This is a genomic window from Gluconobacter albidus (genome assembly GCF_002005485.1).
Taxonomy (GTDB): Bacteria; Pseudomonadota; Alphaproteobacteria; order Acetobacterales; family Acetobacteraceae; genus Gluconobacter; species Gluconobacter albidus.
Genome location: NZ_CP014689.1, coordinates 3000429 through 3024120, shown reverse-complemented (window position 1 = coordinate 3024120; position 23692 = coordinate 3000429). Strand labels below are relative to the sequence as shown.

The following is a 23692-nucleotide window of genomic DNA, read 5'->3' as shown; positions in this document are numbered from 1 at the left end:
ATCATGTGGCAAGGCTTGAACGATTGTGCAAGCATTCCTCTCAGGAAGCGTCGTCACTGTCATGCGATGAAATGAAGCCGTAGGTCGGATAAGCGCGCTTTCCCAGACCATGAACAGGCGCCCACCAGACCCGCACCAGCGTCCAGTCATTGCGGGCGGACACATCCGTCACAGGGACAGCGTGGTCGATGCGGCCGGGCTCCCAGTTGGCATGATCGACGAGGATCGTGCGGTCTGAAACCTGTCGGCGTACGACGGAAACATGGCCGCTGGGAACACGGGATGTGGCGCGGAAAACCAGCACTTCTCCGGGACGGGGCATATGGGTATGGGCATAGCGTCCGGCAGACTGCCCCCACCATGAGGCCGCACTGCCACTCAGTTTCAGCCCGGTGCGTTCGCGGGCATAGGGCGCGCATTGCAACGGGCCGTTGAAGCTGGCGCGGCTGTATTCGTAGCGGTTGCCACAGGCCGCGAGGAGCGCAAGCAGGCCGAGCGGCAGGCAGCGGAGAATGCGGGCCATCACTGTCACAGACTTCGGAAGGCGATGATGCGGTCTTCCGCCTCATCGGGGTCCATGTCGAGCACGCTCTGCGCGACATCACGGGAAAAACCGTTACGGGCGAAAACACCCATGGTCTTGAGAGGATCTTCTTCCTCCCGGTCGGGTCTCTGGAACGGGCCGAGGCGGCGTTTGCGGGCCAGAACGAGGGCGGCAGCGAGTTCGGCCTCCCGTGCGGTGCTGTCCGACCGTTCGCCCAGCGAGTCGTTGAGGGCGTCGCGGACAGTCTCCTGATCGACACCCTTGTTGGCGAGATGCGCTTCCACCGCACGACGGGAGCGCCCGGTCCGGGTCAGGCTGGTGGCGCGGCTGCGGGCATAACCTGCGTCATCCACGGCGCCCAGATCGGTCATGGACGCGACGATCCCGTCAATGGCGGGGCGCAGGGCGGCGATGGCGGATTCGATGTCTTCGTTGGGCAGACCGGCGTGCGACGCACGCACGCCCCAGCGGCGCAGACGGCGGTCCAGCACCTGACGCAGACCCTGTTCGGTCGTGGCGAAGCGGGCGAGATGCGCCAAGGCGGCCTCACGCAGGGACGCGGCATCCGGAACGGGGGGCGGGGTAGGATTGTCCTCCATGATGGGACAATTATGCCGGGTGAAAGGCATTTACGGCAAGCCGGTCTGGAGCCATCTTTCCCTCCATGAGCGATTCACTTTTTACCCGTGTTGAAGCGGCTGTCTCCGCCCTCCCTGCCCGCTTTCCCGGCCCCGGCGGGGCCGTGGCCGTTCTGAAGGACGGCGAAGTTCTGGTCCGGCATGGCTGGGGCTATGCGAATGTGGAGCGTCGCATTCCGTTTACGCCGTCCACGCTGTTTCGCATGTGCTCCATCACCAAGCAGTTCACCTGCGCCACACTGCTCGATCTGTATGACGATCCGTCGGAACTGGACGCGGATGTGGATGCGCGGCTGCCGCAGCTCGATGAGCCTTCGCCGGGCCTGCTGCATCTCGCCCATAACCAGTCGGGCCTGCGGGATTACTGGGCCGTAGCGATGCTGCATGGCGCGCCCATCGAAGGGGATTTCGGAGACCGCGAGGCCCGGCGTGTCATTGAGGGAACGCGGACGCTCCAGTTTCAGCCCGGCACGTCCTATTCCTATGTAAACCAGAATTTCCGGCTGATTTCCGACATTCTTCAGGACCGGACGGAACGCAGCTTTGCCGAGTTGCTCCAGACATCCATTTTCAATCCGGTGGGCATGGAACGCGCCATTCTGGCCGCCGATACGCGTGCCATGCCGGATGGGACAGTCGGCTATGAAGGAACCGTGGAGAGCGGCTTCCGTCCGGCGGTCAACAATGTCATCTGGACGGGAGATGCCGGGCTTGGGGCGTCTCTGGAAGACATGATCGCCTGGGAGCGGTTCATTGATGCCACACGTGAAGCGCCGGACAGTCTGTACCGGCGTCTGACCGCGCCGGTGACGTTCAGCGACGGTCAGGCCGCGCCTTATGGATTCGGCCTGCAACGCAGCACGATGTTCGGACGGGATGTGACGATGCATGGCGGCGCGTTGCGGGGCTGGCGCTCCCATCGACTGCACGTCGCGTCCGAGCGTCTGTCAGTCGTGGTGATGTTCAATCACATGAGCGCGGCACAGGTTGCGGCGGCGCAGATTCTGGCAGCGGCTCTGGGCGTTCCCTATGAGCCGGACCGCAGCACGCAGCCTCCGACTGCGCTGTATGGGACCTATCTGGAGCGGGAGACGGGACTGTCGGCCCGAATCGAACCTGCACCCGGTGGAGCAACGCTGCGCTATTTGATGGTGCCGGAGGCTCTGGAAGGGATTTCGGCAACGCGGGCCGAAGCGGGATCGGTCGTCGTAAAGGCGCAGGAGACTGCGGAGGGGCCGGAAGTCGTGGTGGAGCGTCCGGGAGAAAACCGGACGAGCCTCCTCATGCGCTGTGACGAGACGCCCGGCGAGGATATTGCCGAACTGGCGGGCGTCTATCGCTGCGAGGAACTGGACAAGGCCGAAGTGACCATCACACTGACGGGTGGTGTGGTTTATGGCGGTTTTTCGGGAATACTGGGCGATGGACGGATGGAAATGCTCCAGCGTCTGGCAAAGGATGTGTGGGTTCTGCCCTGCCCGCGCGCACTCGATCACACGGCCCCCGGAGACTGGACCCTGGCGTTCGAGCGGCAGGGCGGCAGCGTGACGGCAGTGCGGGTCGGGTGCTGGCTGGCGCGGGATCTGCTGTATCAGCGGGTCTGATCTGCCGGGTTGACCGCCACATTCCGGCACGCCGGGGTTTGACGGAACCCCGTTCTGCCCTTCACTATGCACGGGCGGAATTTGAAGCCCTGCTCCGGGCAACCGGAGCAGGGTTTTGCGATTCCGCATAAACCGTTTCGTTTTCAACCAGATATTCAGAGATCCATCATGATCCCCGCGCTGATGCCGAATTACAAACGTGCCGACCTCGCTTTCGAGCAGGGCGAAGGCGTCTGGCTGACGGCGACGAACGGGCGACGATATCTGGATTTCGGGGCCGGCATTGCCGTGACTTCGCTGGGACATGCCCATCCGAAACTGGTTAAAACCATTGCGGAACAGGCCGCGAAGGTCATGCATGTCTCGAACCTGTACCGGGTTCCGCAGGCGGAGGCGCTGGCGGAACTGCTGGTGCAGAACACGTTCGCGGATTCCGTGCTGTTCTGCAATTCGGGCGCCGAGGCCAATGAAGGCATGGTCAAGATGATCCGCCGCGCCCAGTTCGAGAACGGGCATCCGGAGCGGACCAGCATCCTGTGCTTTGACGGGGCCTTCCACGGCCGGACGCTCGCCATGATTTCGGCGACGGGCAATCCCGCCTATCAAAAGGGCTTTGGCCCTGTGGTGGAAGGGTTCGACCATGCGCCGTTCAACAACACCAACACGCTGCGTGAGGCCATTACACCGCACACGGCGGGCATCATCGTCGAGCCCGTTCAGGGCGAGAGCGGTATCAAGCCTGCGACCCGCGAGTTCATGGAAGGGCTGCGCGCCGTCTGTGACGAATACGGGCTGTATCTGGGTTTTGATGAAGTCCAGACCGGTGTGGGCCGGACGGGCAAGCTGTTCGCGCATGAATGGTATGGCATCCGTCCGGACGTAATTTCGGTGGCCAAGGGCATTGGTGGTGGCTTCCCGCTCGGTGCCGTTCTTGCGACGGAAGAGCTGGCGCGACACCTGACACCGGGCTCCCACGGGACGACCTTTGGCGGCAATCCGCTGGCTTGCGCAGCCGGGGTGACCGTTCTGGAAGAAATCCTGAGCCCCGGCTTTCTGGAGCATGTCCGTACGGTTGGAGACGCGTTCGGCAAGATGCTGGAAGACGTTGTCAGCCGCTCGGAAGGCGTTTTCGGCAATGTGCGTGGTCTTGGGCTGATGCGCGGCCTGCACTGTGTGCCGCCTGTGGGCGACGTCATGCAGGCGGTTCTGGATCAGGGCCTTCTGACCGTGAGTGCTGGAGACAATGTGCTGCGTCTTGTTCCGCCGCTGGTCGTGACGGAAGCCGAGTGCCGCGAGGCCTGCGAGCGGCTCGTGAAGGCCGCCCTGTCCCTGAAAGCCTCTGCCACGCAGGAGAAAGCATCGTGAGCACGACAGCAGCGACTCTGACTCCGAGACATTTTCTTGATCTGCGCGATTTCAGCCCCGAAATCATCCGGCAGATCATCGACCTTTCAGCGAAGGTCAAGGCCATGCAGAACGGGCGCCGTCAGCCTCTGCATCCGGAGCGCCCGTTGGAAGGCCGTACCCTCGGCCTGATCCTCGCCCAGCCTTCGACGCGCACCCGCGTGTCGTTCGAGGTCGGGATGGGGCAGCTTGGCGGGTCCGTTTCAGTCCTTTCGCCGGGCGACATGCAGCTTGGCCGGGGCGAGACGGTGGCCGACACGGCCCGCGTCCTGTCGCGCTTTCTGGACGTGATCGTGCTGCGGACCGGGAATGACGCCAATCTGCGCGAACTGGCGAAATGGAGCTCGGTTCCGGTCATCAACGGCCTGACGCCCGTCTCCCATCCGATCCAGATTCTGGCGGATGTCCTGACGTTCGAGGAACATCGCGGGCCGATCCGCGGCAAGACGCTGGCCTGGATCGGCGACGGCAACAACGTCGCGACATCCCTGATGGAAGGCGCGGCCCTTCTCGGCTTCAATGTCCGCCTGGCAACGCCGGAAGGGTTCGCGCCCAACCCTGACGCCGTGGCGTGGGCAAGGGCCCATGGTGCGACGATCGAGGTTTTCCGCGACCCTGCTGAAGCCGTCACGGGCGCGGATGCCGTGCTGACGGATACCTGGGTCAGCATGGGGGACAAGGACCGTGAAACGCGCCTCAAGGTGTTCCAGCCCTATCAGGTCGATACGGCGCTGATGGCAAAAGCTGCGCCCGATGCCCTGTTCCTGCACTGCCTGCCTGCCCATATCGGAGAGGAAGTGACGCCGGAGGTCTTTGAAGGCCAGGCGTCCGTTGTCTTCGATGAGGCGGAAAACCGCCTGCACACGCAGAAGGGCCTGCTGCTCTGGGCTCTTGGGAAAGAAAACGGTTGATGGATACACCACCCTTCCTCGACACGAACCGGCCTGACGTTCCGAACATGGTCGTCTCGGGCGGCGTTACGCCCTTTTATCTGGAACGCTCCCCGGTGCGGGGACGTCTGGTGCGGCTTGGGCCTCTGGCAGATGCCATCCTGTCGCGGCATGACAATCCCGATGGGGTTTCGCAGCTTGGGGGAGAGGCGCTGGCCCTCGTGGCGGCCATGGTGTCGGCCCTAAAGTTCAAGGGGGCCTTTTCCCTCCAGATCAAGGGCGACGGTCCGGTTTCAATGCTGGTGACGGATGCCACAGACAGCGGGGATCTGCGATTCTTCGCACGTCTGCGCGAGGATGCGGACCGGGATGCCCTCCCTGAGACGGCCAAGGGCCTTCTGGGGGACGGCTACATGGCGTTCACCATCGACCAGGGGCCGGACATGGACCGGCATCAGGGCATCGTGGATCTGACCGGCACGACGCTGGCGGACATGGCCGTGAACTATTTCCAGACCAGCGAGCAGCACGACTGCTGGATCCGGCTGTTCTGTGCGAAATCGGCGGATGGATGGAAGGCCGGAGCGCTTGTTCTGGAGCGGATCGCGGCAGAAGGCGGGATCGAGGCGTCCGAACAGGATGAGGACGCCTGGGAAACTGCCTGCACACTAGCCGGAACGGTGACGGAGCAGGAAGTCCTTGACCCGGACCTGTCCAACGAGCGCCTGATCCAGCGGCTTTTCGGGACGCTGGACGTCCGCGTAGGGACGCCGCGTGCCCTGGCTTATGGCTGCCGGTGCAACCGGGCGAGGCTGGCCTCCGTTCTTGAGACATTCCCGGAAGACGACCTCGACCACATGGTCGAAAATGGCGCCATCACGATGAACTGTGAATTCTGCAATGTGGGTTTCCGCTTCACCCGCGGGGAACTTGGAGAACGGACTGCATGATGATCCCCCTGCTTGATGGCGTGAAGCTTGATGGCTTTCCGGTCGAGCAGCTTTATCCCTGCTGGAGCGCAAGCAGCCGGGAAATCGTGGCGGATGATTTCAGCGTGGTGGTTTTCACGGAAGACGCCACGGGGAAGCAGGCCTGCTGGTGGCTTGAAGGAGGCGAGTACCGCGCAAGCCATGTCCTGTCGCTCGAAGCGTCCGTCCGGCGGCGTCTTCTGATGGCGATGGATCCGGTGTTCTGGCCGCTCGCGACCGGAGTGCTGGGCGCTCCGCTTCCTCCGCAGACCGGTCCGTCATGCGACACCCTGCCTGAAATCGCCGTCAATGAACTTTCCGGCTCCTGGCTTGGAGGGTTTGCGCCGCATACGCTTCTTCTGCCGTCGGGCCATGCCGATAGCGGTGAAGCACTGCCCTGCCCGAACGGGCGGCAGATCGGCGAAAACCGGATCACTGCGCTGCTGGCAGCCCAGCGCGGGCAGGGCCCGCTGATCGTCTCGTCTCCCTTCACGGCGCTGCCCCTTCTGGCTCAGATCACCTTTCAGGTGGGGGCGTTCAGCGTAAGCCGCTTTCAGGACGCCGATACGGTTTTTTATCTGATCTGGAACGAAACGCTTCCGGCCCTGCGCCCGTCTTTTTACTATCCTGACGCTCCGATGCTGATCAGTGACGATCCCGCAGCGGCGATGATTCCGGGGCTCATTCTGGGCTGGTATGCCCGTCATCCCGAACATGTGTCCCTGATCCGGGACGCCCGTCCGTTCAGAGCGGAAGATTTCGGCGTCGGGCAGGCTTTTGGTCTTCGTCCCAGTGTTCCGGACGAAACACCACCACCCCCTTCTCCCAAGGCAGCGCCATCTTTTACGATACCACAGCCGCCAGCGTCCCCTTCTCACCCTCCAGCATCTGGACAGAGACTGAAAAGCCGGATCAAGTCCCTTTTCAGTCGTCAGTAACGCCTTCAGGAGACAGGATATGCGCATACGTTACTGGACCGGTCTGGGGAGCCTGATGCTGTCTCTGGGCATGGCCGCCTGCTCGGACGGGACCGCGGACGAGACATTCCCCCCGACCGATTACAGCTATCTTCCCCAGATCCATCTGAACGTGGCCTCGATTGACGTTCAGGACGAAGCGCCCGCCGCACCGGATTCTCTGTCGGCCAAAGCGCCCATCGCGCCGGATCAGGCACTCAAAAACATGGCCGGACAGCGTCTGGTCGCAAGCGGAACGTCGGGCAAGGCGGACTTCATCATCAAGCAGGCCTATCTGAACCGCGCGGGCGACAACGCGGTGACGGGCGCCATGGATGTACAGTTGAACGTGTCGGATGCCAGCAACCAGCATACCGGATTCGTTCATGCCCGCATCACGCGCAAGCTGGACGCCGGCGACCGCGATCCGACATCCCGCAGGGAACTCTATACCCTCACAAACCAGATGATGCAGGACATGAATGTGGAACTGGAATTCCAGATCCGCAAGAAGCTCCTGTCCTGGATGACGGATGCTGCGGGAACGCCCATCGTCAACGGGGGCGTACAGCAGCAGACACTCGGAGTTCCGGGCGCTGAGCCAGCGGCTGCACCCACCACGCCCGCGCTGGCTGCACCGGACACCGTCTCTCCTGCTCCCCCAAAAACCACAACCCCTGTTGCGACTTCAAATGCGCCGGACGCCATTTTTCCGACAGGGGCCGAGACCGACACGGCAGCCACACCCACCACCGTTCAGCGCTCGCCCCAGCCCGGAACCCTGCAACTTCCTTCAACAGGCAGTTCAGCAACCCACTAAAATCATCCAGAGGATTCAGATCTCTCGTCATGTTGTGATGAGGGATTGTCTGGCGGTTTTCGTCTGTTTTCGTTAGAAAACGGGTTTGTAAATCACCCGTTTCCAGATCTTCTGTGCCCCTGGTTCTATCCCCGGAGAAAGCTGTGCCCCCCATGGAACCGACACTGAACAATCCATTCCGCCGCAGTGTCGTGAAAGGACTTCTGGGAACCACGTCATTCTGGATGGCTTCAGGAAACGCCCGGTGGGCCGAAGCTCTGGCTGCTGAAGCGGCCCAGCCCTATCGTCCGGTTTTTTTCGATGCTGCGGAATACCAGTTTCTCGAATCCGCCTGCGAACGTCTGTTCCCCGCTGATCATAACGGCCCGGGCGCAAGGGCGCTCGGTGTTGCGGAATTCCTGGACCGGCAGATGCAGACCCCATACGCACGGGGTGAGAACTGGTACATGTCCGGCCCGTTTGAACAGGGCCCAGCCAATCTGGGCTACCAGCTTCCTTTTGTACCCAAGGACCTGTATCGCAAGGGGATTGCAGGCGTGGAGCATTACGCCCGCCAGCAATACGGGAAGGGATTTGCCGCTCTGTCCGCCATGCAGCAGGACGAAATCCTGACAGCCCTGGAAGGTGGCTCCGTACAGCTTGGCGACATTCCGGGACGAGTCTTTTTCGAACAGCTTCGGACCAACACGCTTGAAGGGGCTTTTGCCGATCCGCTTTACGGTGGCAATCGCGGCCTTGGGGGCTGGGTCATGCTGGGCTTTCCCGGCGCACGGGCGGACTTCATGGACTGGGTCAATCAGGAAGGGGCGTCCTATCCCATTGGTCCGGTCTCTATTTCCGGGGAGACTGCCTGATGGTCAAACATGTCGATGCGATCATTGTAGGAGCAGGCTGGGCCGGCTCGATCATGGCCAAGGAACTGACCGAAGCCGGTCTGTCGGTCGTCATGCTTGAGCGGGGGTCGGAAAGAACGACTCCCGTTGAAGGGGCCTATCCGGAATCCATTGACGAACTGCGCGGAGCCATCCGCAAGCGGCTTTTCCAGAACCTGTCTCAGTCGACCGTGACGATCCGCAATACCATGGACCAGACGGCCCTGCCGTACCGGCAGCTTGCAGCCTTCCTGCCCGGCGAAGGCGTCGGCGGTGCGGGTCTGCACTGGTCTGGCGTTCATTTCCGCGTTGCCCCGGAAGACCTGAGGCTCCGAAGTGCCGTGATCGAACGGTATGGAGAAAAATTCATTCCCGAAGGCATGAATCTTCAGGATTATGGCGTCACCTATGACGAGCTGGAACCTTTTTTCGACAAAGCGGAAAAGGTCTTCGGCACTTCGGGAGAAGCTTACAGGGTCCAGGGAAAAATCGTTGGAGACGGGAATGTTTTTTCTCCGGATCGTTCCGATAATTTTCCACTCCCTGCGATGAAGGATACTTTCTCAGCATCGGTTTTCCGGGATGCCGCGAAAAATGCCGGATATCATCCTTACGCGCTTCCTGCGGCCAATGCGTCGCGTCAGTATACCAATACTTACGGCTGCCAGATGGGGCCGTGCAATTTCTGCGGTTATTGCAGCGGGTATGACTGCTACCTGTATTCAAAAGCCTCACCCAACGTGAACATCCTTCCTGTCCTGCGGCAGGATCCAGGATTTTCCCTTATCGCGGATGCCCATGTTCTGCGCGTCGATCTCGACAGTACGAAAACAAAAGCGACCGGCGTCACTTATCTGGACACGAAAACCCGGAAAGAAATCTCGCTCTCGGCGGATCTGGTTATTCTGGGAGCGTTCCAGTTCAACAATGTGCATCTGATGCTGGTCTCGGGCATCGGAAAACCCTACGATCCGGTCAGCAATACCGGAACGGTCGGACGCAATTTCGTCTACCAGACGATCACGTCCTCACGCGTGTGGCTACCACCTTCGACCTATACCAACCAGTTCGTAGGGGCGGGGGGCGCCGGGGTTGCCATTGATGATTTCAACAGCATGAATTTCGATCACGGGCCGCTCGGTTTTGTGGGGGGATCGCCTGTCTGGGTCAATCAGGCGGGTGTAAAACCGATTGCCGTCGCACTCGGCGCCGGAGGGGGAGGCACGCCACGCTGGGGCTCCGCATACAAGGACTCCCTCGTCAATACTTACAAACATTCGCTCGGTATCGACGCCCATGGCAGCAACATGGCGTATCGGGATGTCTATCTGGATCTCGATCCAACATGGAAAGACGCTTACGGACAGCCGCTGCTCCGCATGACCTTCACATGGAAGGACAACGACATCCGCATGAACCAGTATGTCGTGAGCAAGATCGAACCCATTGCCCGCGCCATGGGGGCGACGAAAATGAATCTGGTTCATCTCAACGCGGGTCAGCCCTTCGACACACGCACCTATCAGACCACACATCTGGGAGGCGGTGCCATCATGGGAGATAACCCCCAGACCAGCGCGATCAACCGCTACCTTCAGAGCTGGGATGTGTCCAACGTCTTTGTCATCGGATCGAATGCGTTTCCGCAGGGCATGGGATACAACCCGACAGGAATGGTAGCTGCGCTCGCATACTGGGCCGCACACCACATTCGTGCGACCTATCTCAAATCCCCTGGTCCGATGGTGAAAGCATGAAGTGGCGCCTGTTTGTCGCCTGCCTTCTCGGAGCCGGGCTTACGGGATCTGCCACCGCGCAGGATGCTGACAAAGCCACTGCAGAAAAAGGACGCTATCTGGCGGCAGCCTCTGATTGTGCAGCCTGCCATTCCGTTCACGGAAAACCGGAATATTCCGGAGGAGTATCTTTTTCCCTTCCTATGGGGAAAATCTACTCCACCAACATCACCCCGGATCCCGAACACGGGATCGGAAGCTATACGGAAGCACAGTTTGGCCGCGCCGTACGGGAAGGCATCCGGCGTGATGGCTCAACCCTTTATCCCGCCATGCCTTTTCCCTCTTATGCCCGGATGACAGACAGCGATATCCACGCACTGTTTGTCTATTTCAGAAAAGGCGTTCCAGCAGCTTCCGTTCCGACGCCGGACAACGAGATTCCATGGCCGCTCTCCATGCGCTGGCCGCTAACGGTCTGGCGCTGGGTTTTTGCCCCCACGCCTCACACGGCCATACCCCGGACCGCCGGAGAATTCACTGATCCCAAGCTTGCGCGAGGCGCCTATCTCGTGGAAGGGCCTGCCCATTGCGGAGCCTGTCATTCTCCACGCGCCATCACGATGCAGGAAAAAGCCCTGACGGCCGATGGTGGCAGTCTTTATCTGTCTGGTGGGGCCGTAGTGGATGGCTGGACTCCGCCCTCCCTGCGGCAGGAAAACCGGACCGGACTGGGCCGCTGGCGCGAAGAGGACATCGTGGCGTTTCTCAAGACCGGCCGCGCCGAGACCGGAAGCGTCTTCGGTTCCATGACGTCTGCCGTGCTGCATGGCACACAGAAACTGACAGATGAGGATCTGCGGGCTATCGCACATTACCTCAAAAGCCTTCAGGCTGCCGACCACTCCCAGACACCCTGGACCTATGACCCCACCATTACGGACCAGCTTCACAAAGCGAATCTGTCATCACGGGGGGCACGGGTCTATATTGACCGTTGCGCAGCCTGCCATCGTACGGACGGCAAGGGATATCCTGCGGTTTTCCCCCCACTGGCGGGCAATCCCGTCGTGATGCAGAGCGACCCGGTGTCGCTCGTTCATATCGTTCAGGCGGGCGCGACCCTCCCCGCCATGATGGCCGCTCCATCCTCCATCGCGATGCCTGCGTTCAACCACAAGCTAACCGATCAGCAGATCGCCGATGTCGTGACATTCATCCGCAAGGCATGGGGAAACAACGCTTCCCCTGTTTCGGCGGACGACGTGAAACAGTTCAGCAAAAGCATGCCACCCTCCGATATGGCGGATGACACACCTGCGCTGAACTGAACCTGTCAGGGCAGGAAACGATACAGGACACAGCCCTGATATCCCGTGCCACCACTGGACGATGCACCGTCGGTCGTCGCTGAATAGGAGCCTCCGCCACCCGCACCATACCGGGTGGCGGTGCGGCCTCCCTGATTTCCGCACCGCCCTGCGCCGCCCCATGGACCATCTCCTCCATAGCCGGAGAACGTGTAGGCGTTGCACTGCCCGTCACCACCCGACGTTCCGCTCTGGTTCCAGACGGTGCCGCCCGATGCGTTTCCGCCAACTCCACCCGCAGAGCCCGTGGTGGAATAGAACGTGCCGCCCTGTCCGCCTTCAGCCTGCAGCAGTGTCTGCCCCAGATAGCTGACAAGAGACGTGCCACCTGTCTGTTCGGATCCACCGCCGCTTCCGACCGTAATCGCCAGTCCGTTGCCCTGCGTCGGGCTAACGGTATAAATACCCCAGGCATCACCGCCGCCGCCGCCGCCGCCGCCAGAAAAAGAACTGGCGGTCGTCGTCGCCTGCGAGGCCGCCCCGCCGCCGCCGGCACCGATAGCGCGCAGTTCCACTCTGGACGCCCAGGCCGGAATGGAAACCGAGCTATTTCCGGTCACAAGTGTCATGGGTTCGGTAGAGGCTTTCAGCAGGGCCTGCGTCGCCAGCTCCGGAATGGTCGGCCAGAAAACCTGACCCGGCTGAACCGTCACACCCGCCAGCCCGGACGCCCCCTGCGGTACAGTAATCGTATAAAGTGCCACGACACACCCGCCTGCCGGTGGAACGGGAGGGTTGGTCGCAGCGACCAGGGTCATGGTACCCGTCCGGCGCACAGGGAGCGTACCACCATCGTTCTGGAGACCGGCCTGTGTCTGGGAAGGATTACTGGCATTGAAGAACGGAAGCACCGTCGGATCAGCATCCTGCTCGGAGCAGAGGGCATAAATCGTATAGGTATTGCCCGAGCCGGGAAGCGTGATGGTCTGCGACGCCGCGCTGATATACTGGCATGTAAGAGCCGTCGCATCCGCTGCCAGACCGCCACCATTGCCACCAATGGCAGAAGCATCCATGACGCCGGGAGCCAGAACAGAACCCGCATCAATCGTCAGGTTCAGACTGCTGGAAGATGCCGAATACCCCAGACCGGACGCCGCCATGACATTGGGTCCATAAAGCATCGAAGCCAGATTGCCGAACGCTGCTTTGGTATACCGCCCGGCCCGCAGAAGATCCGTATCGAGCGGGATTGATCCCGCATAAACGATTGCCCGATCCATTAATTTTTCACCTTGATCCAGCCGGTAACGCCCATAGCTGCCGTCTGATCGACGACACGGCAGACTGTTGCCAGATCTGCGGCTTTTCCCAACTGTGTTTCCACAAAAAACTGGCCGCCCTGAAGGCTGCCATAACGCAGGGCCTCCGCACCATAACCGTATCCTCCACCCATGGCAGGAGCTGAAGCGCAGGCGAGTGCATGGCAGTCGGACGCATTCAGGGTTTCGATAATAACCGGCTGCACGCCTGTCGCCGCGACAAGTGCGTCCGTTACGGCCTGACGGGTGTTGCGTTCGGCAAACAGAGAGGCCCGGATGCGTTTGCGATACATGACATCTGGCTCGGAAGACTGACGGACCAGTCCGCCGTCACCGAAATAATCCTCAGCCGCCATATCCAGAAAGGCGCCACTCATCGTCGCAAGACGCATCTGCAGGGAACATTCCTGCATCAACTGCCAGATACCGGACAGAACCGCGCCAAAACCGTGCAGAATCGCCGCCAGTACCGGCGCGGATTCTACTTCCAGACCTTGAGGCGCCGGCGGAAACCACCCTGTCGGCAAAAGACGCCGGAACCGCCCCGCAAAATCCTCTACCGACCCAGGGGCTGGCCCCGTATCCAGCAGGACGCTGCCATCAGAAGCCCGAAGGATATCCTGGTCTTCATCGTAGAGAACCGCCATCCCATCATCCCCCGACCTGGTCTGGAGACATCAGCGGAATACGATAATCTGCCCCATTGATGTTGATATGCAGGAATCCACCATTGGCAACCGTCGGCACCGTCCCCCCTGTCCCCGTCACCGGAGACGTAATCTGCAACTCCCCGCCACTTGCAGGGAACAGCCCCAGATTTCCGGATCCTCCCGTTCCTTCCTGCACATACAGACCCGCGGCCTGTGTCCCGGCGCCTGCCTGAACCTGAAGCGCATTGGTCGGGCTGGGCATGCTGGCGACCGAGAACAGCGTTTCACCTTCAATATTGCCAAACAGGATCCCGTTATCCGTAAATTCCTGACGCATGCCGTTGGTACGTTCCGTCACTGTAGAGCGGACAAACGCACCGACATTGGCCCCGGCCACGCCGGAAACGGTTTCAGGCGTATGCCATTCCACAGCCTGGTTGCGCGCAAGGGAAACGGCCGAGGCGTATCCGGAGTCCTTGCCGTCCGTTCCGGTCAGGGACTGGGCACCAAAGACGATGCCCGCCTGCCATGAATTCGGATTGGAAACGAACACCATACCCGCTGCAGCATCGGAAGTACCCGACGTCTGGCCACCACCCGCACCAAGCTGGATACCGTACACACCACCGCCAACATTCGGCGCATAAGGCGTCGACTGTCCCACCGCGAGGCCACCAAAATTGACAGCCTCAAGCTCCATTCCGAAAGTCGGCTGGTAATCTACTCCGGCCAGACGCCAGGCTTCGCCATAATAGGCATAAGCCGTCGTGGTTGTCGGGTTGGACGTGTCATCGGAAATTCCCCATGACGCCACCCCGATTGAGCTCGGCTGAAAGCCCAGCAATGACTTGCCATTTACGGCATCGGAGGTACGAGACCCTGCGACAAACGCACTGTTGCCAAACTGGGCAAGCGACGCACACTGGGCATCCTGCAACGCCCAGGGCCCAATCGACGTTGCCCCCATGGTCTCTGAAAGCCAGTCATCCTGCGACGAACTGGCCCTGTCGCTCAGAGTTGGATTATCCGCCGCCACGCCAACCAGAAGCCGGTCCGCAAACCGTTTTACCTGTGCTCCCTTGTCGGAATAGAACTGACCGCTGGCCGTGACACTGACAGGCGCCTCGATAATCTGGGAGACGGTCGCCGTAACGGTTCGCGTGCCGCTGGAATCAGCCAGAACTATAACTTCTTCCCCCGTCAGGGAGTCGAGTTTGGGATATGTATTAAATACAGCCATAAGAAGTCCTCATCCGCCCAAATATTTCAGAATTCACCCCCTCAACCCTGAGTGACATTGATCTGAATACTTCCAACCATGAGAGCCTGGTTTCCGTTTGCGGGAATATCAGCCTGCCCACCGTTCAACCGGACATTCAGAACAGACGTCACGGTAATGCCCGCACCGGCATAAGCCAGATAGGACAGGCGGCTGTACGGATAGCCATCACCCACCGTCATTGACGCAATATCCTTGGACACAGCCGACTGGATGGCACTCACAGCCTGCTGAACCGGAACAGACGAAGGCACCACGACATCCATGGACACATTCACCGTCAGATCCTGAGGCGCCTGCACGGCAAAACCGACCCCGAGGGCCCGCACCGAATCAACGGCATCATAGACGCTCGATAACAGCTGGTCCGAAGGAACACCGCTTCCATCATTCACCACAGCCGTAAAATACCCGCTGCGTGCATTTCCCGCCGTATTAAGACCATCCCGAAGCGAATAGCTCAGATCCGTCTGGACATTGGCAATAGCATTCCCAACCGCAGCCCTGCTGGCAGAGGCCTTTGCCGCCAGCCACAGCGGAAAACGTGCCCTCAGCTGACTATCCGTTTCCTGATCGGAACCATTAAGGAACGGCGCATTATTCGTCACCGTATCCAGCCCCGCCACAGCCGTCCCCATCAGGCAGATCGCACCGACCGAAACGTTTCCGGACTCCCCCACCACCTGACATGCGACAGGAACCGACAAGGTTGAAACGCCAGCTTCCCGCACATATCCTCCCGCAGAGGCGGACCATGTCGGCAAAGTCTGATCCTGCGTCACCGCAAAGGAGATTCCCCCGACCGTCCTCACGATCACTCCTGGAGGAACAACCGCCGACTGGTCGCTGGCCAGAAAAGAGGCAAACGTCACAACACCTGTCGCTGCCGTACCGGGCAGTCGGCTCATACCGAAATCATAGACAAAACTGTCGCAGTCGGACCCCGTAGACGTCGACAGACGGGTCCGCAGCAGCGACTGCAACACTAGGTACTGCAACCACAACCCAACACCGCCTACACTTTCCATCAGGGCCCGAACAGGAGATCCGATGGAAACGTCCAGCAACTGGGAGCAGGATGCCTGTGCCGTTGTCACCGCAGTGGAAACGGTCGTGGAAAAGGAACGTAGGGAGAGAGACATCGCATCCTCTTGGAGCGGTTCAATACTGTGCCGCTCTCATCATTTCAGTAGGAAAAAGACAGGCTCTGCTGCTGGCCGGACCCGGCATCCACATACGAAACATCACATCTGCAAATGCCCAGCCCCTCATCCGTCACGGTCACAGTCACGACCTGTGAAGGGTTCACGTTGGCATCTTCCTGAACCTGCGCCCGGATGACGGATTCCATGGCTTCCGGAGCAATGACCTGCCCCACCATGAGCGGAAGCCCCACCCCATAATCGGGCTGCCAGACATAATTTCCCGCAACCGTCAGAAGCCTTCTCAACAGACCCTGCCTCGTGAGTTCCGTACCGGAAACAGTCTGAAGCCCCCCTTCGGACAGAACCAGATCATTCCCGAAAACATGTGAAAGAGCGATCATCCAAGCGGCCCTCCCGTTTTCTGACTTCCTGCCAGATGAATATGCTCATTAAGAGAATGCTGGTTGGTGCGAATATCACCTCCGGAAAGAGTCAGTCCGGCAGATGTCAGCGTCATATCCGTTCCACCAACAGAAAGGCTTATAGTCCCGTCCTTGATAAGGAGAGACGCATTTCCTGCACCCGCCGCAACACCATCCAGACCAATATGCAGCCAGCCCGCACTCGAAGATGACGCCCCCACACTTCCCGACGAAGACAGCGGCGGCAGACCGCACCCGCCTTTGACAAGCAGTTCGCCAGGTTGTGCAACCTTACCCGTCAGCGGAGACACGGGCGCCATGACCACCGTGTCATACACGCTTCCCGTCACCACCAGATGCTCCCCATCCCCTTCAACCGGCTGCAACACAACATGCGTTCCCGGAGAAGACGGACATGCAATCCGCAGATCTCCCGCATGCACGCCGCACGCATCCGGGATCCAGCCTGTTTCTATGTTTTCAGGCTGGATCCGGACTTTTACGGCATGATTGACCGGATCAGCAGCAGACACGATCCCAAACATTGTATGCGCCGTTCTGCCTTGCAGAGCGGCCGCATCAAAACGGGCGTCATTCATGTCTCACCTCCGCGATCCCTTAAAACGACATGCTGCACAAACCCCTTCTCCACAGAAAAGTGGGAAAGAACCTGATCAACCCCCAGAGTTTTTTCGCTGCTTCCCACCGCTACAGTCATGAAATTCCGCGGTGCAATTCCAATAATTCCAGGAATTTTAATTCGGACAGACAACGCATGAGCCGCAATGCGAGCATGTTTGCCCCGTGCCAGCCTCTGCAAGTCTTCCAGCCGACGTCCAGGAACACGAAATGTGTGGATACTGAAATTTCCCGATGGCGCGTCCTGAGAAAAAGAAACACCATCGTAATAAACATGTGTCGTACTTCTTTGCCGGGAATCCCAAGACGCCATATGAACGACCACGCCAGCCAGCAACTGCAAATCGCGCGCAATACCGGTTTCAAGAACCGCATGACGCATATCCGTCACCTGCGCACCCGCATCCGAAGCAGCTCCCAGCGGCTGACAGGCAAGAGAGGTTCCGTCGGCATAAAGATCGCAAAAAGCGTCCCTTGCAATCGTAAACGCGAGATCCGCCGCAGTCTGAAAACGGTGCTGCCCCATAAGAGCGCCCCGTTTGTGTTCAATCTGCCAGAACTGACCCGCCATCAATGTGGCCTGATCCGAAGGCAAGGTAATCTGCGCCTCAAGCCCCGCCGCCTGCGCCATGATTTCCAGCAGTTCCTGCTGGGTATGGTTGAGCCACGCATCCTGAACACGCAGATCCATCAACGCCGCCAGCGCATCACGGCATTCCATCTCCAGAATGGCGTGCTCCGCCACATAGTCGATATGATCAAGGCGCCCCTGAAACAGGGTCGTCCAAGCGGCAGCAATATTCTGGGTATCCCGCATCTGAAGTGTCACCCATTTCCGCGTGGGCTGCTCCCCCTCAAACCAGGGCGTTTCCGCTCCCTGTTTTCTGACAGCTAGACGGAGAGTGGCGACATCGCATGCCTCATACCGGCTGGCATCGATTTCAAACTGCACAAGCGCCAGAACAGGATCGACCTGACCGTCAAAAAGAATCTGAACCTCCAAGTTTCTGACACTCATTCCAGTGCTCCATCAGGCAGACCAGACACCAGATCAGGCTCAACCGACGGAACCTTCAGAACAACCGTTTCAGAAATTCTTCCCAGATCCGGGTCAGCCATCCCGTTGACCTGCGCAATTCTCCACCACTGCGACGCATCCCCAAGCTCACGCGCCGCCACATGAAACAGGGAAATATCCGCAGCACTGACAATAATATCCTGCATCATTTCCTCATGCGAAAACCGACGGCAAAGCCGTCTCCTGCCCTTGGGCCACCGCAATATTCGCCGCAGACCGGTTCACCAGCCCCCCTGCATCAGCCGCAGCACTCAGAAGTGCAGCATTCTGACCAAGAGTATTCAGCGAAACACTGTTGACCGGCTGGATGGCCTCAACATTCTGTCCCGCCCCGGCAATAATGGACTGCAAACCGCTTCCCGCATTTTGCAGCCCTCCCGCAACAGACGCCAGCGCAGAGGGAACGGTCGCGAGATTCATCCCGCTCTGCGCCACGCCATTGACCGTCCCCAGCGCATCCGTGACTTTCGAAGCAAAACCGCCTGCACCAACCAGACTGGCCAGCGGCATCACCTGCCCGACAACCGAAGACACCTGTCCCGCCGGCGTAAAGACCCCTTCGGAGATACCCGAAACGGTCCCGGAAAAACTGTCGAGAGCACTTCCGACGTCATCTCCCAGCAAACCGGACAAGGTCGACAGACTCTGAACGGACGCCGTTTCCTGAGGCCTCTCAAGGACCAGCTTATAGGAACAGACAGCCCCCTTCGCCTGATAGGCATAGGTAAACTGCGCAATCCATACCTGTACGGAGAGGCCCGCCGCCGAGAAAGCAACCTGCGCGCCTGCCATACGCATGCGCTCGACTGCCTGCGCCCGCATCTGCGCATCAGGGCCCAGAAAACGTCCTCTGAGTTCCAGCCGTCCCGGATCATTACCCAGCGCATCCACAACCCGTCCACCACCAGGCAGACGGTGCACAACCAGCATCTGACGGCCACCAACCTGAAGCGTATCCGGAACTTCAATTCCCGTCAGAACCAGGTTTCCCAGTATGACAGGCGACGACGCGCCCAAACGCCCCACCGTGCCAATGGCATTTTCTATGTCAGAAAGGCCAACACCCATCAGGGAATATCTCCTCTGTCAGAAAAACCCGATACTTCGACCGGGATACTGAGGCTGCATGATCTCATCCACGCCCCCGCCGGACCGACGCGCCGCCAGACGAGCCTCACGATGACCCAGCAGAAAATCCCCGCTCCTCACCTCATGTTCCAGACGATCATTCACAACCTCAGTGTCGTGATATGTTCGGGATCCTGAAAAAACATGCTGTGAATCCTGCTCCCGCCCGGTCGTTTCGTACACTCGGTCTTTCGCAAACAGAGCCCTGGGCGGCGGCACAAACAGCGAGTTTCCAGCTCCTCTCGTTGCCCCACAAATAACAGACTGCATATCAGTCCCCGTCCGCCTGACAGGCTTCGGACGGGAGATTTTCTCCAACACTCCCGTCGGTCTTGCCGACGAGGATCCTCCCCCAGCATCAAGGCCAAAATGTTTTTTAATCGAAACATATTGACCCTGTTTGACACGAGACTGAAACACCTGCCGCGCGGAAACCGAAAGAGCTGATACCCGCTTAGCCCTTCCCTTGTTCCCCACTGAAGCAACAACAGGTCTGACAGAAGAAGAGCGGGGCATCGAAAGCTGAATTTCTTTCCGCCTTAAGGAAAGCGCTCCATACCGCAATCCTGTAGGTTTCCCCGTGCCAGGCGCTTCCCGGTTATTGGACACTGCCTGCGTTTCGGAACGCGTGATCCTGATGACAGAGCCCAGATGGCTTCTGGCGCGAAGCGTTGTAACACCACCCTGTTTTCGCAGACGGGGTACAGCTGAAACTGACTCTCCCCTCCGCAGCAACCCTCTGGCAGACTGATCGAAAAATGTCTTGACCAAGAGAATATTCCGCCAGATGGCCTCCCGCATCATATTTCTCCCTGATAACGCATCATTCCCCAATCAAAACAATGCCCTTCCCGTTCACCGGTAATGACACACGCAGCCAGACGCCGCGCCCCTGACCACCCTCGCAAAACATCCCACGGCACCCCGTGATCCAGAAGATAAAGCATCTCCTGAAACCCGGAGTGCCGACTCAGTTTTTTGCGACGTCCCGGATATCGTCATCCGCATCACGTTCAAACAGCGGCGTCAGCGCAGCAATCCCAGACTTTCCAACGCGCCGCGCAAGGTCGCGGATTTCGTCCTTGCTCTGTGGCATCTGGACCGGCACACCATCAATGGCCGTCACGGAACAGATCATTTCCGCGTAGCCCAGCCACGCAGACGCCGAAGCCCCATTAATGGCACTTCCTGCCGCTTCGATCAGATCCAGCATGTCCGCCGGATCAATCTCGCGCAACGTCAGACGGCGCTTATCTGACAGAACAATTTCCTGCGGAAAATCACTCACGAAATCTTCGTCCTCGTAGAAGCAAAGAACTGAACTGTCTGATGGATCATGTGATCCGCCTGCCAGGGATCACTTTTCAGCTGCATGGAAACATTGCTGAACTCCCAAGTGCTCGTCGAACCATCCGGTTCCGTAACGTACTGGTAAATCGTCCCGCTTCCGACCGTTCCCGCATTCCAGTAGGCTGCTTCCACAGCCGCCACCAGATTGTCCAGCGCCGCATTGGCGCGGGCGATCTGAAACGCTCCCCGCCAGCCATTCGGAACATTGAATTCCAGCGGGACACCATTCAGCGGATTGGCACGCAGAGCATGCGTTTCCTGCGCCGCACTGAAAGACGTCACATCCCTCAGATCAACCCGCTGACCATTCCATAGAACCGTAATCCGGCAGTCCCGGCCAATGCTGTATGGATTTGCCATTTAGCCGACACTCCCCGACGCAGACGACACAGTGACAGACGCGCCGCCCTGCAGATTGACAATGAATTTCTCGTTGATACCCTGATATCGAACAGCCACATCCGCCTGCACATATCCGAGCGCCGTGCGGGACTGCGGATTGTTGCTCGAATCACAGACCACACTGTAGGGCAGTTCACCATTCTGAACGCCCAGAATACCCTGAGACAGCAGAGACGACAGAAAACCCAGAAGCGTCGAGCGGATATCGCTGAACAGCGTGTCATTAATGACTTCGCCGACATAACCACCCATACCCCCCGCAAGCGAAGACGCAATATAGTTTGTCAGACGTGTGTAGTTGTCGCCATTCATGGTGCTCTTGCTGGACGAATTATGCCCACACCGCACCGCCCAGTAACTTCCGCCCGGCGCCGGATTGCAGATCACGTCAATTCCAGCCGTAAACAGCACCGACAGTTCCGCCATGGAATACGTCGCACTGCTTCCCGTCAGACCGGCCTTCTGGCTTCCCACAACCCCCGACAGCGCCTTGTTCAGACTGGACTGTTCAGGTGAAAGCGCGGCCAGCCTGCCCCCTGCAAACGCCTGCGGGCTCACGAGAATCACGCCATTGCTGTCATCATTCCACCACAGCCAGTCCCCGAACATGAGCTTGACCGAAGCCGCATCCAGACCACTTGATGCCTTGACGGCAATCGCGTTCGTCACCGTATCCGCAGCGGGCCCCACGGCGATCATATAGACCCCCTCGGACGTTCCGAACGCGGCCTGCGCCGTATAGGATGTACTGTCCGACACACCATGCAGCAGCCCGACGGCACATTCCTGCCCCCGCAGCGCATACATGCCTGTCCGGACCGTGCTGTCCTGCCCCAGGAACTGTGCTGTCGTGGGAACGCCGCCGTCCGTGCCGCCTGAGAGCGTCACGCTCGCAGCCGCAACGGCCGGCACCGTTTCTGGCAGCACAACCTTCACGAGCGCACTCAGATCCTGCGCCACAGCAGCGGCAATCCCGGACCAGTCCGCACCGGCATAGGTCCTTGAACCCAGCTCGGCATGAGTCACCGCAAGCGCATAGCCGGACCCCGTAGCCGTCACTGCAGCAACAAGGCCATTTCCCGCACTTCCGGTGCAGACAGCCTGAACCGTCACCCCATCAAGCGCACCGGAAGCCGCCACATCCGTCCCATCCGTCACACGGACAACCACGAATGTCGACGCTCCCTGCATCACGGCGATATTGACCGCCAAACCCGCATCCGTCGTCTTGTTCTGCTTGGCGCCGAACGCAGCGACATAATCACTCATGCCCCCGATCGGCAGAGGCATTCCCACCGGTCCCCAGCCAGCGGTTCCCACAATCCCCAGCACCGAAGATGACGCGCCGGCCAGGGCCAGCGTCTGCGGCTGGGCAATCTGCACATAAAGATTTGGCACGGTCAGTGCCGTGGTGTTCAGCGTTCCCGCCTGATAGACCAGAGACATCCCCGGATCGCTCTCCAAAATGCAGAAAGCGGGCACCTCCATGAAGGTCACCCGCTTTCCTGATGAAATTTCAGCCTTGTGACTCAGCTTCTGCGTCAGCCGCCGAGCGCAACCACCGTCCCAAAACGGTCGACGCCCAGGCCCGGATAGGCCGAAGCTGCAGCCTGCGCCGCAACCACAGCCTGCATGGCATCCAGCGCTGCCGTCACCGTCTGGTTCGCCGCCCCGGGCGCCAGAACTCCGAACGGTGCCGACAGCCCCTCCCCCGCGGACAGGGTGCCAATCCCGCACAGCATTTCGGACGCCCACTGCACCTGCAGGGTGTCGAATACCAGCTCATAGAAATAATCCCGCCGATACAATGCTTCGTTCTGCATCGTGTCGACATCTTCCACGCTCTGGAACCGGAGCTGAGCCTCACACCCGTCCAGAGTAGTGATCCAACTCTGCTCCGCCAGCGCGGTATCCAGAACAGATGCCAGCGTTTCCCGCGCCGTCGCATCCGCCGTCCAGATCGAAACCCGATAGAGCTGCGCCTGCCGCCGCGTCACCCGCACCGACTGACCGTACCCACCGGCATAACCATTCAGAACCCGCCCCGGCACACTGACAACCGCACCATTCGCCACACCGCCAGTCAACGCCGCCGCCAAAGCCGCAGCAACCGTTTCAGGCGTATCCTGTGCCATCACCGCATAGGCCGCAGACGGCTCTCCTCCCCGCGGCATATCATCCAGCCAGACCGCCACAACTCCCACAGGCGTCGCAGTCCCGGAAAAGACGATCTCAACCGTCGCTCCCGTCACGACAACCCCGACCGTAGGCTCAACCTTCTGCTGGACACGCCAGGGCCGCCCTAGTGGCTCCGCCCATTCCGGCATTTTCCGGGGCGCCATCGTAACGGTTACGAAATCGGTGTTGTTGCGAATATTCTGGGCTGCGAAAAGATCGCTCGGCAAAAGCCATCCCCGCCGCAACACCACCTGCCGCCCCGTTACCGAAACACCTGACGGCCCCTGCGGATAAAGAACCTGCGCACAGTTATAGGCGAGCGCCAGCCCGACTTTGGAGGCATCCGTCATTCTTCTC

The 23692-nt window shown here is 59.9% G+C and carries 24 protein-coding genes; 9 read left to right on the top strand and 15 right to left on the bottom strand.

Going from position 1 to position 23692, the window contains the following annotated elements:
* Window positions 1-40: 40 nt before the first annotated feature.
* Window positions 41-523 carry a CHAP domain-containing protein gene (locus A0U94_RS13905; protein WP_077803709.1) on the bottom strand — a complete coding sequence of 161 codons (483 nt, stop codon included), beginning with the start codon at window positions 521-523 and terminating at the stop codon, window positions 41-43.
* A gap of 5 nt (window positions 524-528) precedes the next feature.
* Entirely contained in the window at window positions 529-1143 is a 615-nt protein-coding gene (locus A0U94_RS13900) for a regulatory protein RecX (protein ID WP_077804008.1), read from the bottom strand.
* Between the two features lie 65 nt (window positions 1144-1208).
* Here A0U94_RS13900 and A0U94_RS13895 point away from each other — a divergent pair, with 65 nt between their 5' ends.
* From A0U94_RS13895 to A0U94_RS13855, 9 genes are all read left to right on the top strand, one after another.
* Window positions 1209-2786, top strand: a complete 1578-nt coding sequence (locus tag A0U94_RS13895; protein WP_077803708.1) for a D-aminopeptidase — start codon at window positions 1209-1211, stop codon at window positions 2784-2786.
* Window positions 2787-2954: 168 nt separating this feature from the next.
* Complete coding sequence (locus A0U94_RS13890; RefSeq protein WP_167369390.1) at window positions 2955-4151, top strand: aspartate aminotransferase family protein; 1197 nt, start codon at window positions 2955-2957, stop codon at window positions 4149-4151.
* Window positions 4073-5101 (top strand): ornithine carbamoyltransferase, encoded by a 1029-nt coding sequence (gene argF / locus A0U94_RS13885; protein WP_408735610.1) that lies wholly within the window; start codon window positions 4073-4075, stop codon window positions 5099-5101. Before A0U94_RS13890 ends, argF begins: the two co-directional genes overlap by 79 nt.
* A complete protein-coding gene (hslO, locus tag A0U94_RS13880; RefSeq protein WP_167369389.1) occupies window positions 5101-6030 on the top strand; it encodes an Hsp33 family molecular chaperone HslO in 930 nt (309 codons plus the stop codon). Before argF ends, hslO begins: the two co-directional genes overlap by 1 nt.
* Window positions 6027-6986, top strand: a complete 960-nt coding sequence (locus A0U94_RS13875) for a hypothetical protein (RefSeq protein ID WP_077803706.1) — start codon at window positions 6027-6029, stop codon at window positions 6984-6986. Before hslO ends, A0U94_RS13875 begins: the two co-directional genes overlap by 4 nt.
* A gap of 19 nt (window positions 6987-7005) precedes the next feature.
* The gene (locus A0U94_RS13870) at window positions 7006-7824 is read left to right on the top strand and encodes a hypothetical protein (RefSeq protein ID WP_077803705.1); all 819 of its coding nucleotides are present in this window, start codon (window positions 7006-7008) and stop codon (window positions 7822-7824) included.
* 143 nt (window positions 7825-7967) lie between these two features.
* Window positions 7968-8678 (top strand): gluconate 2-dehydrogenase subunit 3 family protein, encoded by a 711-nt coding sequence (locus A0U94_RS13865; RefSeq protein ID WP_062108407.1) that lies wholly within the window; start codon window positions 7968-7970, stop codon window positions 8676-8678.
* The gene (locus A0U94_RS13860) at window positions 8678-10453 is read left to right on the top strand and encodes a GMC family oxidoreductase (protein WP_077803704.1); all 1776 of its coding nucleotides are present in this window, start codon (window positions 8678-8680) and stop codon (window positions 10451-10453) included. The genes A0U94_RS13865 and A0U94_RS13860 overlap by 1 nt, the downstream gene beginning before the upstream one ends.
* Window positions 10450-11763 (top strand): cytochrome c, encoded by a 1314-nt coding sequence (locus A0U94_RS13855; protein ID WP_077803703.1) that lies wholly within the window; start codon window positions 10450-10452, stop codon window positions 11761-11763. The genes A0U94_RS13860 and A0U94_RS13855 overlap by 4 nt, the downstream gene beginning before the upstream one ends.
* A gap of 5 nt (window positions 11764-11768) precedes the next feature.
* On the opposite strand, the gene A0U94_RS13850 is transcribed toward A0U94_RS13855, so the two are convergent.
* The 13 genes from A0U94_RS13850 to A0U94_RS13785 form a co-directional block, all read right to left on the bottom strand.
* Entirely contained in the window at window positions 11769-13025 is a 1257-nt protein-coding gene (locus tag A0U94_RS13850) for a glycine-rich domain-containing protein (RefSeq protein WP_077803702.1), read from the bottom strand.
* Window positions 13025-13711: a hypothetical protein gene (locus tag A0U94_RS13845; RefSeq protein ID WP_077803701.1), complete on the bottom strand. Its 687-nt coding sequence runs from the start codon at window positions 13709-13711 to the stop codon at window positions 13025-13027. Before A0U94_RS13845 ends, A0U94_RS13850 begins: the two co-directional genes overlap by 1 nt.
* Before the next feature lie 4 nt (window positions 13712-13715).
* Complete coding sequence (locus tag A0U94_RS13840) at window positions 13716-14954, bottom strand: hypothetical protein (protein WP_077803700.1); 1239 nt, start codon at window positions 14952-14954, stop codon at window positions 13716-13718.
* A 41-nt stretch (window positions 14955-14995) separates the two neighbouring features.
* Complete coding sequence (locus tag A0U94_RS13835; RefSeq protein WP_077803699.1) at window positions 14996-16135, bottom strand: baseplate J/gp47 family protein; 1140 nt, start codon at window positions 16133-16135, stop codon at window positions 14996-14998.
* A 44-nt stretch (window positions 16136-16179) separates the two neighbouring features.
* Window positions 16180-16539: a GPW/gp25 family protein gene (locus tag A0U94_RS13830; protein WP_077803698.1), complete on the bottom strand. Its 360-nt coding sequence runs from the start codon at window positions 16537-16539 to the stop codon at window positions 16180-16182.
* The gene (locus A0U94_RS13825) at window positions 16536-17159 is read right to left on the bottom strand and encodes a baseplate assembly protein (RefSeq protein ID WP_077803697.1); all 624 of its coding nucleotides are present in this window, start codon (window positions 17157-17159) and stop codon (window positions 16536-16538) included. The genes A0U94_RS13830 and A0U94_RS13825 overlap by 4 nt, the downstream gene beginning before the upstream one ends.
* Window positions 17156-18217: a hypothetical protein gene (locus tag A0U94_RS13820; protein WP_077803696.1), complete on the bottom strand. Its 1062-nt coding sequence runs from the start codon at window positions 18215-18217 to the stop codon at window positions 17156-17158. Before A0U94_RS13820 ends, A0U94_RS13825 begins: the two co-directional genes overlap by 4 nt.
* Window positions 18214-18426 carry a hypothetical protein gene (locus A0U94_RS13815; RefSeq protein ID WP_206034285.1) on the bottom strand — a complete coding sequence of 71 codons (213 nt, stop codon included), beginning with the start codon at window positions 18424-18426 and terminating at the stop codon, window positions 18214-18216. Before A0U94_RS13815 ends, A0U94_RS13820 begins: the two co-directional genes overlap by 4 nt.
* Window positions 18427-18430: 4 nt before the next feature.
* Window positions 18431-19345, bottom strand: a complete 915-nt coding sequence (locus A0U94_RS13810; RefSeq protein ID WP_077803695.1) for a hypothetical protein — start codon at window positions 19343-19345, stop codon at window positions 18431-18433.
* A gap of 1030 nt (window positions 19346-20375) precedes the next feature.
* On the bottom strand, window positions 20376-20693 hold the full coding sequence (locus A0U94_RS13800) for a hypothetical protein (RefSeq protein WP_062030648.1): 318 nt from the start codon (window positions 20691-20693) through the stop codon (window positions 20376-20378).
* Complete coding sequence (locus tag A0U94_RS13795) at window positions 20690-21115, bottom strand: hypothetical protein (protein WP_062108428.1); 426 nt, start codon at window positions 21113-21115, stop codon at window positions 20690-20692. The genes A0U94_RS13800 and A0U94_RS13795 overlap by 4 nt, the downstream gene beginning before the upstream one ends.
* A complete protein-coding gene (locus A0U94_RS13790) occupies window positions 21116-22603 on the bottom strand; it encodes a phage tail sheath protein (RefSeq protein WP_077804004.1) in 1488 nt (495 codons plus the stop codon). It lies immediately after the preceding gene.
* Between the two features lie 95 nt (window positions 22604-22698).
* Entirely contained in the window at window positions 22699-23685 is a 987-nt protein-coding gene (locus A0U94_RS13785) for a hypothetical protein (RefSeq protein WP_077803693.1), read from the bottom strand.
* Window positions 23686-23692: the final 7 nt, after the last annotated feature.

Bases quoted from the DNA above. Each gene is read 5' to 3' on its own strand.
- A0U94_RS13815 (WP_206034285.1), bottom strand. From the start codon at position 18,426: ATGATGCAGGATATTATTGTCAGTGCTGCGGATATTTCCCTGTTTCAT.
- hslO (WP_167369389.1), top strand. From the start codon at position 5,101: ATGGATACACCACCCTTCCTCGACACGAACCGGCCTGACGTTCCGAAC.
- A0U94_RS13830 (WP_077803698.1), bottom strand. From the start codon at position 16,539: ATGATCGCTCTTTCACATGTTTTCGGGAATGATCTGGTTCTGTCCGAA.
- A0U94_RS13835 (WP_077803699.1), bottom strand. From the start codon at position 16,135: ATGTCTCTCTCCCTACGTTCCTTTTCCACGACCGTTTCCACTGCGGTG.
- A0U94_RS13850 (WP_077803702.1), bottom strand. From the start codon at position 13,025: ATGGATCGGGCAATCGTTTATGCGGGATCAATCCCGCTCGATACGGAT.
- A0U94_RS13890 (WP_167369390.1), top strand. From the start codon at position 2,955: ATGATCCCCGCGCTGATGCCGAATTACAAACGTGCCGACCTCGCTTTC.
- A0U94_RS13795 (WP_062108428.1), bottom strand. From the start codon at position 21,115: ATGGCAAATCCATACAGCATTGGCCGGGACTGCCGGATTACGGTTCTA.
- A0U94_RS13895 (WP_077803708.1), top strand. From the start codon at position 1,209: ATGAGCGATTCACTTTTTACCCGTGTTGAAGCGGCTGTCTCCGCCCTC.
- A0U94_RS13905 (WP_077803709.1), bottom strand. From the start codon at position 523: ATGGCCCGCATTCTCCGCTGCCTGCCGCTCGGCCTGCTTGCGCTCCTC.
- A0U94_RS13900 (WP_077804008.1), bottom strand. From the start codon at position 1,143: ATGGAGGACAATCCTACCCCGCCCCCCGTTCCGGATGCCGCGTCCCTG.
- A0U94_RS13825 (WP_077803697.1), bottom strand. From the start codon at position 17,159: ATGAATGACGCCCGTTTTGATGCGGCCGCTCTGCAAGGCAGAACGGCG.
- A0U94_RS13840 (WP_077803700.1), bottom strand. From the start codon at position 14,954: ATGGCTGTATTTAATACATATCCCAAACTCGACTCCCTGACGGGGGAA.
- A0U94_RS13870 (WP_077803705.1), top strand. From the start codon at position 7,006: ATGCGCATACGTTACTGGACCGGTCTGGGGAGCCTGATGCTGTCTCTG.
- A0U94_RS13845 (WP_077803701.1), bottom strand. From the start codon at position 13,711: ATGGCGGTTCTCTACGATGAAGACCAGGATATCCTTCGGGCTTCTGAT.
- A0U94_RS13860 (WP_077803704.1), top strand. From the start codon at position 8,678: ATGGTCAAACATGTCGATGCGATCATTGTAGGAGCAGGCTGGGCCGGC.
- A0U94_RS13875 (WP_077803706.1), top strand. From the start codon at position 6,027: ATGATGATCCCCCTGCTTGATGGCGTGAAGCTTGATGGCTTTCCGGTC.
- A0U94_RS13785 (WP_077803693.1), bottom strand. From the start codon at position 23,685: ATGACGGATGCCTCCAAAGTCGGGCTGGCGCTCGCCTATAACTGTGCG.
- A0U94_RS13810 (WP_077803695.1), bottom strand. From the start codon at position 19,345: ATGGGTGTTGGCCTTTCTGACATAGAAAATGCCATTGGCACGGTGGGG.
- A0U94_RS13820 (WP_077803696.1), bottom strand. From the start codon at position 18,217: ATGAGTGTCAGAAACTTGGAGGTTCAGATTCTTTTTGACGGTCAGGTC.
- A0U94_RS13790 (WP_077804004.1), bottom strand. From the start codon at position 22,603: ATGTCTCTGGTCTATCAGGCGGGAACGCTGAACACCACGGCACTGACC.
- A0U94_RS13855 (WP_077803703.1), top strand. From the start codon at position 10,450: ATGAAGTGGCGCCTGTTTGTCGCCTGCCTTCTCGGAGCCGGGCTTACG.